The following is a 15096-nucleotide window of genomic DNA, read 5'->3' as shown; positions in this document are numbered from 1 at the left end:
CTATTTTGTATATTTACATTTTTTTACATTTTCAACCAAGTCAAGGAGGTGTTGATCGTGTCGCTAGCAGCCGTGCGCATCGTATTGGTAGAACCCGCTGGAGGGCTGAATTTGGGGTCAGTGGCTCGAATCATGAAGAACCTGGGACTGCGGCAGTTGGTTTTGGTAAACCCGAAGTGCGATCCGCTGGGACGTGAGGCGCGCCAAATGGCAGTTCATGCCGTAGAAGTTCTAGAGGCTGCACGACGAGTGATGACATTGCCGGAGGCACTGATTGGCTGTCAGCGGGCGATTGCTACCACCGGACTCGATCACACCAGCCTTCCGGTTCAGCTCGAACACCCTAGATCCGCCTTGCCGTGGCTGCTAGAGGCAGACTCAATGGGCAGGCCTGTTGCCTCAGCATTGATTTTTGGTCGCGAAGATCATGGCTTAACCAAAACCGAACTCAATCATGCCCAGCGGTTTGTCCGTATTCCTACAAGCCTAGAGTATGGTTCTTTAAATTTGGCGCAAGCAGTCGCCATTTGCTGCTATGAGCTGGCAGTTTGGCAAGCGGGAGAGCAGAGCATCAGCGCGTGTGGACGTGGGGAAAGCAAAGGGACTGTAGCAGAGCAGCCCAATGGTTCAGCCAGCGAGGAGTTGGCGAGCTTGGATATGCTGGAGGGCTATTATCAGCAGTTGGAATCCTTACTGTTAAGGATTGGCTATTTGTATCCACATACCGTGGATAGTCGGATGGAGAAGTTTCGCCGCTTGTTTAGCCGTGCCCAGCTTTCCGCCACTGAAGTAGCAATGCTGCGGGGCATTTTGAGCCAAATGGAATGGGCTTTACAAAACGTGCCGTTTTGAGGGCTACTCGGGACTCTTTAAAGTTTTGTAATAAAATCATTCCACTGCAAATTAATCCGATAGTCTTTACTGCACGAGAAAACATGCGAAAAACTAGATGAGAAAGGTGAATAGAAACAGGTCTTGAAGGCATTTTTGGTTAGCAATTTTCGGATGAGACGAAAAAAATTTGCCAATTTCGCCAGAATGATTAAAATGAGGCAGCTTGCTGACCGCCCCAAACTATTTGGCCTATAGCAGGAAGCATCGAATTGAAATTTGGTCCGAGTAGTGTGCCCGCTTTGTTTTTTCCAAGTAGGTTTGAGGATTGAACTGTGTTGGATTTTCCCAGACGCCCTAAAGGATTACAGCGCCGTTTGGCTCGCAAACGGTCAGATGCTCAAGCTCAGTCAGCTGCTTCGCGTCAGCCTCGGCGTGGTCCACGCCCCCTTCCCCCTGACCAGCGGCGAACATCTCAGGCTCCTCTAGGGGCGGCAGATTCTCAGCCCCGGCAGCGAGAGCGTCACTCTCAGAACCTCTCCCAAAATCGTCATATCCCCCCGGCCGATGTTCGCCAAAGGCAAGCTGCCTCAAGAGGTCATGCCCCGGACTTGCGAGGACGGCCTCAACAGGCCCAAGCTCAACAAGCACAGACGACTTCTAAACCCCGACCAGGCGATGCGCACCGCAAGCTGACCACCGCCAAATCTGCCACTGCTGCCGAAAAGCGTCTTCCAGCCAGAGCCTTACCTAAAGATGGAGTCCGCAAGCTTCAACCCAGCGGATTGGGATCAGAGCGTTCTGAGTCGGCAAGATCGGCTCGTCCCCGTACTTCACCCTTGGTCTATCTAGTGCGGCTGCTGATTGTTGGGGTTGGGGTTGGGGCCATCATGGGAACGGTGATCTCGATTTGGGATCCTAATTTGCGGGGTTCAACTACCAGTCAGGTAACCGATCCGACGCGAGCGACCCAATCCAGTGAGGCCAACCGCCCCAGTGGTCAATCCTCTGTGCAGGCTAATGTCTCTAGTGTGCGAGTAGGTCGGGAAATGAGCGATGTGGTGGTGAAGGCGACGCCACTGGTCCGCAATCTGACCGATTTGGTGCCTGGTGTCTATGTGATGGATATTGACAACGGCGATTTCTTCAGCTTCAACGGCAATGCCACCTTTTCTGCTGCCAGCATGATCAAGCTGCCGGTTTTGATCGCCTTTTTCCAGGATGTGGATGCTGGAAAAATCAAGCTAGACGAGATGCTGCAAATTCAACAAACCGATGTGGCTGAAGGGTCTGGCGATATGCAGTATGCTGGCGTCGGCACCCAATACTCGGCGCTGGAGACGGCAACTAACATGATCGTCAGCAGCGATAATACGGCGACCAATATGGTGATTCGCCGATTGGGGGGTATTCAAGCTTTGAATCAGCGCTTCCGGCAGTGGGGGTTGCAGCAAACCTTGTTGCGCAAGCCGCTACCCGATCTGGAGGGAACCAATACTACTTCTCCCAAAGAGTTAGCTAGCCTGATGGCACTGCTCAACGACGGCAAACTGATCTCAATGAAATCCCGCGATCGCGCGTTTGAGATTATGCGACGCACGGCGAATGACAGTTTGCTGCCCAGCGTCATGTCGCCTGGCTCGGCCATTGCTCACAAAACTGGTGATATTGGGTCGATGTTGGGGGATATCGGTTTGGTGGATCTGCCCAGCGGTCGGCGCTATGCGATTGCCACGATGGTGAAGCGCCCTCACAACGATGCCCGTGCTCAAGATCTGATCCGGCAAATTGCTGCCATTGTCTACGAACATTTTGGAGGGCAGCCGGTGTTGGTTCCTAGCCCTATTCCTTCTCCAGCCCAGACAGTTCCCCAACAGCCTATGGCTCCAACCATGCCAGCTCCTGCAGGGGTGCCGTCTCCGGGGATGCAGCAGCCTATACCCCAGCCTAGTCCCATACCTCAAATGGGTAACCAACCTGGTATCATGCCGAGTCCTGCTGCTCCGATCGCTCCTGGTCCGCAATTGGCGGCCCCATCTCCGGTGGCCCCCGGTATGGCCAATCCAGAGATTGAACCGCCGGCACCAACCGAGTCAGAAGCTGCCAACCCTGAACCAGAGGCTGATCCCAGCCAAGAGGATGCTGAAGTGGATGCAAACCTGGATCCGGAAGATGGATCCAGCGAAGCCATCGATATGACCTTTTTGCCAGAAACTCTATCGGAGAGGGGCTGGGGTGGCAGCCGCTAACCCGTTGCTCTTCAGTTGCTCTTCAGTTGGGCTTTAGTTAGCTTCAGTTAGGCAGGGTTATACTGCCAGTGAGCGCTGTGCTTGCCGTCTTTGGATATCGTCTAGTGTGGCGTTGGGGATGGCGCGAATCAGTTGGCGGGTGTAGTCACGGGTGGGGTGGTTGTAGATCTGGTCGGCAGGGCCAATTTCCTCGATTTTGCCCTGATTCATCACCATAATGCGGTCGCTGACAAATTTGACCACACTTAGATCATGGGAAATGAAAATGTAGGTGAGACCAAAGTCTTGTTGCAGGTCTTTGAGCAGGTTCAGCACCTGGGCCTGTACTGATACATCCAAGGCTGAAACCGATTCATCGCAGATAATGAAGCGGGGATTGCAGGTCAGCGTGCGGGCAATGCAGATGCGCTGCTGTTGTCCTCCAGAAAATTCGTGGGGCATGCGATTCATGGCACTGGCGTCTAGGCCAACCCGCTCCAACAAGGCGACTGCTTTTTGGTAGCGCTCTTGCCGAGAACTGCCTATACCGTGAATGATCATCGGCTCCATCAGGGCTGAGCCAATACTTTGCCGCGGATCCATCGAGCCGTAGGGGTTCTGAAACACAATTTGCATAGCCTGACGAAGCTGGCGCAACTCGGCCTCATTTAGGTTGAATACGGGCTTACCGTCAAAAAAAACTTCGCCAGCAGTAGGTTCAATCAGGCGCAGCAGCACGCGGCTCAAGGTAGTTTTGCCGCAGCCCGACTCGCCGACCAGCCCCAAAGTTTCACCCGGATAAACATCAAAGCTGACGCTATCAACAGCATGAAACGGAATTGTCGGTCCAAACAACCCAGTCCGCATCGGATAGGTTTTGGTTAAATGCCGCACCGACAGCAGCGGTTCCTGTTGCAACAATTGCTGCATGCGATGGGTTTGTTCCGCTTGGGTCACCGATGTAAAGCGAGGATTACTTTCAATAATACTGAGCGGCTGAGGAATAATTTCAGGCTGACCATCGGGCATCGTGGTGACTTGCATAAAGTCGGAAACTGTGGGCAGACGTTTAAGCCGTTGATCGGGTCGAGGCCGGCAGTTCAGTAGCCCTTTGGTATAGGGATGCTGGGGATTGGCGAACAGATCATACACGTTGGCAATTTCCATGACTTGCCCGCGATACATCACCACTACCCGATCGGCAATTTCTGACACCACACCCATATCGTGCGTAATAAACAGAATTGCCATATTGCGGCGATCGCGAATTTCTCGCAGCAATTCCAAAATTGTGGCCTGAATCGTGACATCTAACGCAGTTGTTGGTTCATCTGCAATGAGTAACGTTGGATTCCCGCTCAGGGCCATTGCAATCATCACTCGCTGAATCTGCCCGCCCGAAAGCTGATGTGGATAACGTTCCATCATGCCTTCTGGATCGGGTAGCTTGACTTCTCGAAATAAATCTACTGCCCGTCCATAGGCATCTTCTCGCGATATATCCGAGTGCAATAAAATGGCTTCTACAACCTGATCACCACAGGTATAAACCGGATTGAGCGAGGTCATTGGCTCTTGGAAAATCATGGCAATCTGCCCTCCCCGATATTGGCGTCGCTCTTCGATGGGCAGTGCCAGCAAATTAATGGGACCGGTTTGCTTGTGCGGATTACGGAACCAAATTTCGCCGGTGACCTGAGCCGAAGCCACCAATAGCCCCATCACCGCCAGCGCTGTCACTGATTTGCCTGACCCCGACTCGCCAACCACACAAATTGTTTCTCGTGGCAATAACGAAAACGAAATACTTTGCAATGCCTGCACCCGCTGCTGCTCTTGCCGAAATTCAACCGAGAGATTGCGAATGTCGAGGATGGGGGTGCTCATAGGTTTAGATACAGTTTTTATGATAAAGAATGAACCCAAGCCACCAATTCTGTTGGTTATTGAATCAATAGCCACTGGTTAGCCAACTTGCTTAGCTTGGATGGAGATTATGTTAATTGAATAGTTGAATTATTTTAGAGGAAAAGTTTAAGCAAAGGCGACATCTCGTTTCAAAATGTCAACATTTCATTGCATAAAGTACTCTGAACAAGTAGCCTATTCCTTTGGATAGATTTGCAAGCTATGATTTACTTAGAAAAAGTGAGTTGATAGTGAGAAAGGACTTTCGCTGCCTAATCAGGATGGCTACATCTGGTTTGTTGTTTAGTTCTAATTGAGTTCTCAACAAGGTGTAAGGAAGGTGTAAGCTTGCTAATTTTCTTGAATTGATTCCTCGATCTTTCCTCCCGAAGATGGACTTAGATCATTTCAATCGCGTATTATTATAGCTCTTTGCTATCTGCTCTACACTTAGCCCCAGTCTCACTTCTTTTAACGAAACTTATCTAAATTCCTGTGGTGTTGTGTGACGGATTGTTTCGTTGCGCCTGCTCCTAATTTTTCTGACGTTTTTTATCTTTAATCAGCCTCTGAAAGGAAGCGATTACTTATGATTCAACGCTTAAAACGATGGCAAGCCGTACTATTTGCATTCACGGCTGTTTTAACGGTTACGCTCTCCAATTGTGCACCCCAAACCACGGCTCCTACTACCGGCGCGTCTCCCGGAAACAGTCCCGCTGGTTCGACTGCTAATGCTTCTACTCTAATCTTTGGTGCTGCGGGCGATCCCGCCAACTTAGAGCCAGGTAATATCGAGGACAGCAACTCGATCTATGTGCAGCATCAAATCTATGACCGCCTCATCGACTATAAGCCCGGTACAACTGATCTGGAACCTGCTCTGGCAACCGAATGGACAGCATCCGAGGATGGTCTGACCTGGACGTTCAAACTGCGAGAAGGTGTTAAGTTCCATGATGGCACTGACTTCAATGCCGAAGCCGTAAAAGTGAATATTGAGCGCTGGTGGGATCCCAACAATTCTCTGGGTTTTCGCGATGCCGGGAAGGATTATGCCATCTGGGAAGGGCTATTTGGCGGATCCAAGGGTAACGAAAACTCGATTTTGCAGGCCGTCAACGTGGTTGATAATTCAACTGTTGAGTTTGTGCTGAAAAATCCCTTTGCTGCCTTTCCTGCCGCGATTGCCTCCGGTTACTTCGGGATTGCTAGTCCAGATGCGATTCAAAAAGCAGGCGCAGACTATGGCACCGCTGGCTCTATAGCAGTTGGTACCGGTCCCTACAAGTTTGTAGAATGGCGCACAGGCGACCGAATCGTGCTGGAGAAAAACCCCAACTACTGGAAATCGGGCTTCCCGAAAACTGAACAGGTGGTGTTTCGCTTCATCAAAGAACCTTCTGCCCGTCTGGCTGAACTGCGAGCCGGCAGCATTGACTTCACGATCGACATTGCTCCGGACCAGCTAAACGAACTGAAGAATGATCCCAACCTACAAGAAGTGCGCCGCCCGCCTTTTAATGTGGGGTATTTGGCCCTCAATACTAGCTACGAACCGCTGGCTAAAAAAGAAGTGCGGCAGGCAATCGCTATGTCGCTCAACCGCAAAGCCATCGTGGATTCCTTCTGGTCTGGGTTAGCCACGAGCGATGGGTTCTTTATGCCGCCTTCGCTGAAGCAGTTTTATGACGCTAGCCAGAGCGATTATGAATACAATCCCGACCAAGCTAAGCAGATGCTGGCTGATGCAGGCTATCCCAATGGTTTTGATCTAGAGCTTTGGTACATGCCCGTCTCGCGTCCCTACTTTCCTACGCCCAAACCGATCGCCGAAGCATTTGCGGCTGATTTGGGTGCCGTTGGTATTCGGGTTAAACTCAACACCAAGGACTGGGCTGCCTATCTAGATGACCGCCTCAAGTCACCCGGTTATCAAGCCTTTATGCTGGGTTGGACTGGCGACTACGGCGATCCGGACAACTTCCTCTACTACCATTTTGGTCCGGGCGGCACCAAAGATATTGGTGACTGGAAGAATCCGCAAGTCTTCAAACTGTTAGAAGATGCCCGCAAGGAATCGGATCAGGCTAAGCGCGTCCAGATGTATTCCCAGGTCGAAAAAATTGCCCTGGATGAAGCGGTGCGCATTCCTGTCGTTCACTCGGAACCGTTGCTGGCCCAGCGTTCTAATATCGCAAATTGGCAGCCCAGCCCCTTTGGCAGCGAGTCTTTCGAAACCGTTGAGAAAGGTAGCTAGTGCCTGAAGGCAGGATGGGGCAGTCCAGAGTTCGGGCTGTCCCTCCTCATTGATTTCCGTTTACGTTAATAATTCTTTCCTCGTTTCTATGCTCCGCTACATTGCGCGTCGCCTTCTCGATATTCTGCCGGTGCTGTTGGGAATCAGTTTACTGGTGTTTCTGTTTTTGCAGTTGATTCCCGGTAATCCAGCCGTAGTGCTGCTAGGTCCGCGAGCTACACCTGAGCAGATCGCTAATCTACAGGAACAGCTAGGACTCAATCGCCCCTTACCTCTGCAATACCTATCCTTTTTAGGAAAATTGATTCGCTTTGATTTGGGACGCAGCATTATCAGCGGTATTCCCATCACCCAGGAGATTTCTACCCGTTGGCCTGCCACCTTTGAGCTATCCGTGGCGGCAATGCTGGTAGCGATCGTCTTGGGTGTTCCAGCCGGAATTCTGGCCGCGGTTAAGAAAAATGGCTGGCTCGACAACATCGCCATGAGTGCTTCGCTGCTGGGTGTCTCGATGCCAGTTTACTGGTTAGGGCTGCTGCTGGTTTACCTGTTTGCCGTCAACCTGCGCTGGCTGCCACCTAGTGGCCGTCTCGGCGTCGGGGTTGATTTTCAGCCGCTCACAGGATTTTATGTGCTGGATGCCCTGCTCCAGTTCAACTTTCCAGCTCTGACGGATATACTAGCTCACCTGATTTTGCCAGCCCTGACGGTAGGCACGATTCCCCTGGCAATTATTGCCCGCATTACCCGCAGTGCCATGCTAGAAGTGTTGTCTCAAGACTACATTCGCACCGCTCGCGCTAAGGGACTGCTCGAACGCTGGGTGATTTCTAAACACGCGCTCAAAAACGCCCTGCTGCCCGTGGTGACAATCATTGGCCTCCAGTTCGGCACTTTGCTGGGCGGCGCAATTTTGACCGAAACGATCTTCTCCTGGCCTGGGATCGGCTCCTGGATCTACGAAGGCATCTTAGCCCGCGATTATCCGGTGGTGCAGGGGGGTGTGGTGTTTGTGGCGCTGGTATTCGTCCTGATCAACCTACTGGTGGATATCTCCTACGCCTTTCTCGATCCGCGAATTCAGTACAAGTAGTTAAAAGTTTTGATTTTTGGCAATACAAAGCTTGTGCTTCAAATGATGTCCCTCTACCCAAAACCATCAGCTCTGCATAGGCTTCACGACCAACTCTCATAACCCAATTTCTTCCAACTCAAAACTCAAAACTCAAAACTTAAAACTTTCCCCAAATGGACACTCTCTCCACTCCTCCCTTTGTTCGCGAATCGTCGCTGCAAAAAGCCAAACGGCGGTTCCTGCGGTCGATTTCTGCTCGGATTGGCCTGATTTTGACTATTGCGCTGGTGCTACTGGCATTGCTGGCCCCGGTGTTACGTCCCTTCGATCCGGCCACAGCACGGGATTTTGCGGCACGGCTCAGTCCTCCCAGTGCAGTTCACTGGTTTGGCACCGATGGCTTGGGGCGAGACATGCTGAGTTTGGTCTGGTATGGAATTCGGATTTCGTTGCTGATCAGTGTCGTGTCGGTGGGATTGGGGCTGATAGTAGGAACTTTACTAGGGCTGGTAGCGGGCTATTTTCGCGGTTGGCTAGAAACTACGATTAGCTGGTTCACCGACATTTTGCTGGCCTTTCCCTCGATTTTGCTGGCAATTGCCGTGGCCACGGTGATGGGACCCAGTTTGCAGAGCGTTATGATTGCCGTAGGTGTGGTGCAGATTCCGATTTTTATTCGCCTAACTCGCAGTATGGTGCTGTCTCTACGCGAACAAGGATTCGTTCAAACCGTGCGAGCCTTCGGTGCCAAACCGTGGCGGATTATTTTTTTGCATATTTTGCCTGCTAGTCTTGCCCCCCTAGTTGTTCAGGCGACCTTGTCTATTGGTACAGCTACTTTGGAGGCAGCCGGTCTAGGATTTTTGGGGCTAGGAGCCAAACCGCCAACCCCAGAACTGGGTACGATGCTATCTGACTCGTTCACCAACGGCTATGCCCTTTCCGCTCCCTGGACCATTCTGTTGCCCGGTCTGATGATCACACTGATTGTCTTGGCTTTCAACCTGCTGGGCGATGGCCTGCGGGATAGCCTGGATCCAAGAGCGAGCTAATCGGGGGCAAGTTGCTTGGACGTAAACTAATCGAAACCTAGGAAGCCCGGCTAAATTTCTAAAGATTCCGTATAACCTCTGCTGACAAGCTGCGAATCGGCTTAAAGTTTTGGGTACCCTGGGAGGGGTTACACCAACGGTAGTTTCACAAAACAATCGTGTACTCTGTACAAAAATAGGATCTTCGTAGCTGTATACCTGTACGCAACAGATCAGACCCTAAGATTTGGCGCCTCCGGCAGGAGTTGAGGGAGTTCCCAGATGCTTGTTTGTCCCCATTGTCAGTTTGAAAATCCAGATGCTCACAAGTTCTGTCAACGTTGTGGGGCCTCCCTGGCCGAGAAAGAATGCCCCGTATGTGGCGCGCTTGTTGCCTTTTGCTCAGAGTATTGTTCAGAGTGTGGTGCTGTGACTGGAACGATCTGGAAAGCAATTTTGTCGCCGATACAGGGGGGTAACGGCCAAACCACCGACGCAGCTGCGCTGGATGCCACAGCGGCCACCACAGCAGTGCTGTTATCTATTGATAAATTCTTGGATGGGCAGCAACGCTATCAGCTGCTGGAACCTCTACCTCAGCAAATCGCAGCCGTAACCGAGGTGGAAGTGCGCGTGTTGGACAACTACCCTTTACAAATCAGCCGATTCCATGCCCAACACCAGCTAGAAGGGGCGAAGCCCGACCCGATGCCCGAAATGGCGAAGCCCTACTTGGTACTAGAAGAGCAATTTCCGTTTCTGGCGCTGCCCCGCCTCCACGACGCTTGGCAGCAAGCAGGCTTAAATGTTCTACTCTTGGAAGACCGCTCCCATCTGCCGCTGCTGGTGGATCTCTGGCTTGATGAAACCATGCTGCCGCTGCAAATTTTGCATTGGCTCCACGAAATGACTGAACTGTGGGCAGCTTTGGAATTTCAGGGCTGCTGCCGCAGTTTGCTAGAAGTTAGCAATTTACGGGTTGATGAAGATCACCTGCTCTGTCTCCAGCGCCTCTATCCAGATCCATCTGACCAAGCCACTAGTTTGGCTCAGCTCGGCTATTTCTGGCAAAAGCTATTCCAGCAAACCCAACGCACCCAAAACGCCGATTTATCCCGGCTCTGTGCTGAGTTGGCAGCTGGCATGATCAGTTCGGTGGAGCATCTCCGCTCGCGGATTGAAGCCATTGCCATGGCACTGCAACCAATTCAATCGGCTACCCCTATGACCTCGTCCACTCCCTCGAATGCTTCTGACCGCAGGTCAGTAGAGGCTGAAAGCATGGCTAGAACCGTTTCTAGCACCGATATTACCCAAGATTTGCAGCCTACTCCACCTGCGCCCCTCTCCGCGCCTGTTTCTACCGAAGCGTTTGCCGCCGATTCTCTGCATCAATTCGCTGATGGCAATGACGATGATAGCAGCCTGGATGACCAGCCGACGGTCGTATTGGCAATGCGGCTAGTCAGCCTGGAAGATGCTGGGCAAACTGACATTGGCCGACAACGCAATCACAACGAAGACTGCTTCAGCATTCAAACTGAAGTCAAAAAAATTGAAGATCCGCAGAAGCGAATGGTACAGGCCAAAGGACTCTACATTCTCTGTGATGGAATGGGAGGCCATGCCAGCGGTGAGGTAGCAAGTGCTTTAGCGGTAGAAACGTTACAGCAATATTTTGCCGACCACTGGCACGACAAACTACCCAGTGAAGACAGCATTCGTGAAGCTATTCAGCGAGCCAATCAGGTGATCTTTGACCTGAATCAGCAAAACGCCAGCGCTGGCAGCGGACGGATGGGTACGACGCTAGTCTTGCTGTTAATTCAAAATACAGAGGCTGCCGTTGCCCATGTGGGTGACAGTCGGCTCTATCGCCTCAGCCGCAGACGTGGTTTACAGCCGCTCACTGTCGATCACGAGGTCGGACAGCGCGAGATTCAGCGGGGCGTGGAACCCGCCATTGCCTATTCCCGCCCGGACGCTTATCAGCTAACCCAGGCCCTAGGACCACGCGATGAAAACTTCCTCAATCCAGATGTCAAATTCATGGAGTTGAACGAAGATGGGGTGCTGCTGCTCTGCTCTGATGGATTGTCCGACAATGATCTGCTCGAACTTCATTATCAAAGCCATCTAGAACCGCTCCTCGACCAGCGGACTAACCTGGAACAGGGCGTCAATCAATTGATTGATTTGGCAAATCAGCACAATGGACACGACAACATCACCGCCATTGCCGTGCGGGTCAAAGTTCGCCCTAATCTTGATCAGAAGTTTTAAGTTTTGAGTTTTAAGTTTTGAGTTGTGGAACTGCTGCATCAGGACCTTGCTCTGTCTCCTGCCATCTCACGGGTGGCAGAACGCCTGTCCGCGCTCTATCGCTACAATTCTGGTGAATGGCTGACAAAGCTCAGCTCAAACCTGAAAACAAACCTGAAAACTTTCTCAGATGCGCTATTCTGAGAGCGTGACAGCAATACAGCTCGATAGGTGGGGCTAGAGAGGACGGCGATGAAATTTGGCGTGATTGTGTTTCCAGGGTCAAACTGCGACCGGGATGTGGCAATGGTGACGCGAGATCTGCTGCAACAGCCTACACGCATGGTTTGGCATGAAGACAGCGACTTGTCGGACTTAGATGTGGTGATTGTACCCGGTGGCTTCAGCTATGGAGATTATTTGCGCTGTGGGGCAATTGCTCGCTTTTCGCCAGCTCTACAGGCCACTATCCGCCATGCCGAACACGGAAAATGGGTGCTGGGTATTTGCAACGGCTTCCAGGTCTTGACCGAGGCAGGGCTGCTGCCCGGCGCACTCGTGCGGAATCGCGACCTTCATTTTGTTTGCGATCGGGTGCCGCTGAGGGTAGAACGCAATAACCTGCCCTGGACGCAGCACTATCAGAAAGGTCAAGTCATTACTCTGCCGATTGCCCACGGCGAAGGCTGCTACTACGCTACCCCTGAAACCCTAGCTGAGCTGGAAGCCAATAATCAGATCCTGTTCCGCTACTGCGATGCTGAAGGCAAAATTACCAGTGCCAGCAACCCCAATGGGTCTCTCAATAATATTGCCGGTATCTGCAACCGTCGCGGTAATGTGTTAGGTATGATGCCTCACCCGGAGCGCGCATCTGACCCAATGCTGGGCAATACTGACGGCATCCATCTATTCAAAGGCATTTTGGCTGCGATGGTTGCTGTTGGCTGATGGCACAAACGCCGTGCCGTAGCTCTCAAAACACAACGGTCCAAAGCTTAAAACTAGAACTTAGCTAGAACTTAAAGCTATAGCGCTCATTTCTGCACGGGTCGGTTGGGATTCGGCCAGGTCTGACTAGGCAACAATAAATCCTGAGCAGAGGGGGCTGAAACAGCCGGAAGCTGAGATCTGGTGTCCGGTAAGGGTGTGGGTTGAACCGTTTCAACTTCACTCTTGTCGTCCTGCTTTTCATCTTGGGCAGAAGTGTCCGATTGTTCAGTCTGGTTGCGCTTGGTTTTACTGGCTTCTGGTCCGGTGGGGGCTGCTTCGGTCGCTTCTAAAGCAATGGCCGTGGAGTTGAGCATTTGCGCCACTTGAGTTTGCTGTTGCAGCTCTTGGGTCGAGGAAACTAAGCCACTCAGACCGTTGACCAAACGCAGGATATTCTGGCGGAAGTTGGGATCGCCAGTTAGTTCATCCAAGTCGGACGTAATTTTCTGTGCATTTTGGAACGTAGCGCGGGCCGAGTCGAGAGTTTGTTGCAACAGCAGCAGGTTTTCCGGCGTTCCCACCGCCTCAGACAAATTGCGCAGGTTGGCTGATGCTTCAGCCGCATTGGCCGAAAGGGTTTCTAAGTTGGCAAGAAATTCGCCTTCTTCAATGGTAGGGGCGAGGGTACTTACGATCGATTGCACGCTGCCTACGGTTTGATTGAGGCTGTCTAGCGTACTAACCAAGGAGGTGCGGTTCTCGGCAATTAAGCCCTGTAGCTCCTGCGCGGTGAGGCCGAACTGTCCAGCCGTCGTCCCGATTTGCTGGGCTGCTTGACCCACCGAATCGGCAGAGCGTTGGGCCGAATTGGATAAGGTCCCTAGTTCACTACGCACCGTTTTCGACAGCACGGTCACTTCTCCAGCCAGGGTATCGACTCCTTCGGCAGCGGCAGCAAAGTTTCTGGTCAGGGTTTGGACATTGCCGAAAAATTCTGGACTGGAAAACAGGTTGGTGAAGCGAATCACCGAGCCAATCAGTTCCGTTAGCGTCACGCTGTTGGTACCTTGCAGGTAGCTGCCGTCGCAAATAATCAGCTGATCGTTACAGTCCCTAGAAAGGGGATTGCCAGTGGCGGAAGCATCTGCGAGTTGGGCATTGGGTGTGATGTCAATAAAGGTTTCACCCACCAAGCCCGACTGTTTGGCTTCGATTGTGACATTGCGAGGAATAATGACGGACGCTGGCTGAACCCGGATATCTACTTCGGCATAGTTGGCACTGACGCGAATTGCAGAAATTTTGCCAGTTACTACTCCGCGGTAGCGTACAGGAGCACCGACCTGCATTCCTTCAGCATTGGGAAAGCGGATCGTCGCCTGATAGCTGCGTCTGCCGGGGCTAAAACCTCGCAACCACAGGAAGAGACCGCCAAAAACAACCAAGCCTAACAAAATTAGTAGACCAACAGAGCCTTCGCGAATGGTTCTCGCTCGCATGACGCTTCCTCACAGGGTTTGTGGGTTGAGACGACGGTTTACCCAGGTTGATCAGCTGATGCGCACCAGCTCAGGGCAAGTCATCCAGCAACTTGAATTGGACCTTCGGTTTGACCGCTAAAGAATTGTCGCACCATTGGGTGATCGGTGGTATCGATCTGATCAACCGTTCCTTCCCACTGGATCTTCCCATGATAGATAAAGACAACTCGCTGTGCAGTCCGCCGAATGGTACTGTCCTGGTGTGTCACAATTACGTAGGTACTGCAGCCACCTTGACAGTGAAGGGAGCAAATTAGATCTTCAATCACGGTTGAGGCAATTGGATCCAGGCCGGCAGTGGGTTCGTCGTATAGGATCACTTCCGGATTGCTAGCCGGATTTTCCGGATTTTCCATGATCGCACGGGCAAAGCTAACCCGCTTGCGCATACCGCCGGAAAGGGCAGCTGGGTAGAGATTGCTAATACCGGGTAAGCCCACCATCTCTAATTTTTGCTCCACCAATTCTCGGATTTTGCGGCGCGGCAGTCGGGTGTGCTGATAGAGCGAGAAACCAATATTTTCATCAACTGTAAGTGAGTCGAATAAGGCCGTGTTTTGAAACACCATGGTGATGCCAATCGGGTCTTTGTTGTCTTCGACCAAGCCTTCGCGGCGCTGTCCCTGCACATAAATCTCACCAGCATCAGGGGTTTCTAGGCCAGAAATCACTCTGAGTGTGGTTGACTTACCAGTACCGGATGGACCGATGATGGCAAGAGCGTCTCCTCGATAGATCGTTAAATCGATTTGATCCAAGATGACACGATTGTCATATGCCTTGGTGACGCCTTTTAGCTCAATCAGTGGTTCAGCCATACCAGCCCTAATCGCTTCATCCAAAATTTGGCTAACATTCCGTTCTGCCAGTCTAGTCAAATTCGTTGCCGATCAGGTTTAAATTCAGTCATCAGCAAACTAACTTTATTACCAATTTATGGAAGAGTTGCTAAAGTTACTCAGGGATGCCATCTTAGGTTCGATTGCTTTACGTTGATGATTTATTTGATTGTAGGGCGCTGAGTTTA

Annotated in this window: 10 protein-coding genes; 7 read left to right on the top strand and 3 right to left on the bottom strand. The window is 51.7% G+C overall.

Annotated elements, in window-relative coordinates; genetic code table 11:
- Window positions 1-57: 57 nt before the first annotated feature.
- On the top strand, window positions 58-852 hold the full coding sequence (locus tag HJG54_RS20545; RefSeq protein WP_316431084.1) for an RNA methyltransferase: 795 nt from the start codon (window positions 58-60) through the stop codon (window positions 850-852).
- A gap of 317 nt (window positions 853-1169) precedes the next feature.
- On the top strand, window positions 1170-3080 hold the full coding sequence (locus HJG54_RS20540; protein WP_316431083.1) for a serine hydrolase: 1911 nt from the start codon (window positions 1170-1172) through the stop codon (window positions 3078-3080).
- Between the two features lie 57 nt (window positions 3081-3137).
- Here HJG54_RS20540 and HJG54_RS20535 read toward each other — a convergent pair whose 3' ends face one another.
- Entirely contained in the window at window positions 3138-4946 is a 1809-nt protein-coding gene (locus HJG54_RS20535; RefSeq protein ID WP_316431082.1) for an ABC transporter ATP-binding protein, read from the bottom strand.
- Window positions 4947-5556: 610 nt separating this feature from the next.
- Here HJG54_RS20535 and HJG54_RS20530 point away from each other — a divergent pair.
- From HJG54_RS20530 to purQ, 5 genes are all read left to right on the top strand, one after another.
- Entirely contained in the window at window positions 5557-7227 is a 1671-nt protein-coding gene (locus tag HJG54_RS20530; protein WP_316431081.1) for an ABC transporter substrate-binding protein, read from the top strand.
- Window positions 7228-7315: 88 nt separating this feature from the next.
- On the top strand, window positions 7316-8320 hold the full coding sequence (locus HJG54_RS20525; protein ID WP_316431080.1) for an ABC transporter permease: 1005 nt from the start codon (window positions 7316-7318) through the stop codon (window positions 8318-8320).
- A 155-nt stretch (window positions 8321-8475) separates the two neighbouring features.
- Entirely contained in the window at window positions 8476-9354 is an 879-nt protein-coding gene (locus tag HJG54_RS20520) for an ABC transporter permease (protein ID WP_316431079.1), read from the top strand.
- Window positions 9355-9615: 261 nt separating this feature from the next.
- Window positions 9616-11616, top strand: a complete 2001-nt coding sequence (locus HJG54_RS20515) for a serine/threonine phosphatase (protein ID WP_316431078.1) — start codon at window positions 9616-9618, stop codon at window positions 11614-11616.
- Between the two features lie 231 nt (window positions 11617-11847).
- Entirely contained in the window at window positions 11848-12546 is a 699-nt protein-coding gene (gene purQ / locus HJG54_RS20510) for a phosphoribosylformylglycinamidine synthase subunit PurQ (protein WP_035997827.1), read from the top strand.
- Between the two features lie 86 nt (window positions 12547-12632).
- Here purQ and HJG54_RS20505 read toward each other — a convergent pair whose 3' ends face one another.
- Both HJG54_RS20505 and HJG54_RS20500 read right to left on the bottom strand, forming a co-directional pair.
- On the bottom strand, window positions 12633-14027 hold the full coding sequence (locus tag HJG54_RS20505) for an MlaD family protein (protein ID WP_316431075.1): 1395 nt from the start codon (window positions 14025-14027) through the stop codon (window positions 12633-12635).
- A gap of 80 nt (window positions 14028-14107) precedes the next feature.
- Window positions 14108-14947: an ABC transporter ATP-binding protein gene (locus HJG54_RS20500; RefSeq protein WP_316431073.1), complete on the bottom strand. Its 840-nt coding sequence runs from the start codon at window positions 14945-14947 to the stop codon at window positions 14108-14110.
- Between the last annotated feature and the right edge of the window lie 149 nt (window positions 14948-15096).

It is taken from the genome of Leptolyngbya sp. NK1-12, from assembly GCF_032598965.1.
Classification (GTDB): Bacteria; Cyanobacteriota; Cyanobacteriia; order Elainellales; family Elainellaceae; genus Elainella.
This window is presented reverse-complemented; position numbering and strand designations above follow the sequence as displayed.

Excerpts from the sequence above, each read along its gene's own strand:
- HJG54_RS20535 (WP_316431082.1), bottom strand. The coding sequence starts at position 4,946 with ATGAGCACCCCCATCCTCGACATTCGCAATCTCTCGGTTGAATTTCGG.
- HJG54_RS20530 (WP_316431081.1), top strand. The coding sequence starts at position 5,557 with ATGATTCAACGCTTAAAACGATGGCAAGCCGTACTATTTGCATTCACG.
- HJG54_RS20525 (WP_316431080.1), top strand. The coding sequence starts at position 7,316 with ATGCTCCGCTACATTGCGCGTCGCCTTCTCGATATTCTGCCGGTGCTG.
- HJG54_RS20520 (WP_316431079.1), top strand. The coding sequence starts at position 8,476 with ATGGACACTCTCTCCACTCCTCCCTTTGTTCGCGAATCGTCGCTGCAA.
- HJG54_RS20515 (WP_316431078.1), top strand. The coding sequence starts at position 9,616 with ATGCTTGTTTGTCCCCATTGTCAGTTTGAAAATCCAGATGCTCACAAG.
- purQ (WP_035997827.1), top strand. The coding sequence starts at position 11,848 with ATGAAATTTGGCGTGATTGTGTTTCCAGGGTCAAACTGCGACCGGGAT.
- HJG54_RS20505 (WP_316431075.1), bottom strand. The coding sequence starts at position 14,027 with ATGCGAGCGAGAACCATTCGCGAAGGCTCTGTTGGTCTACTAATTTTG.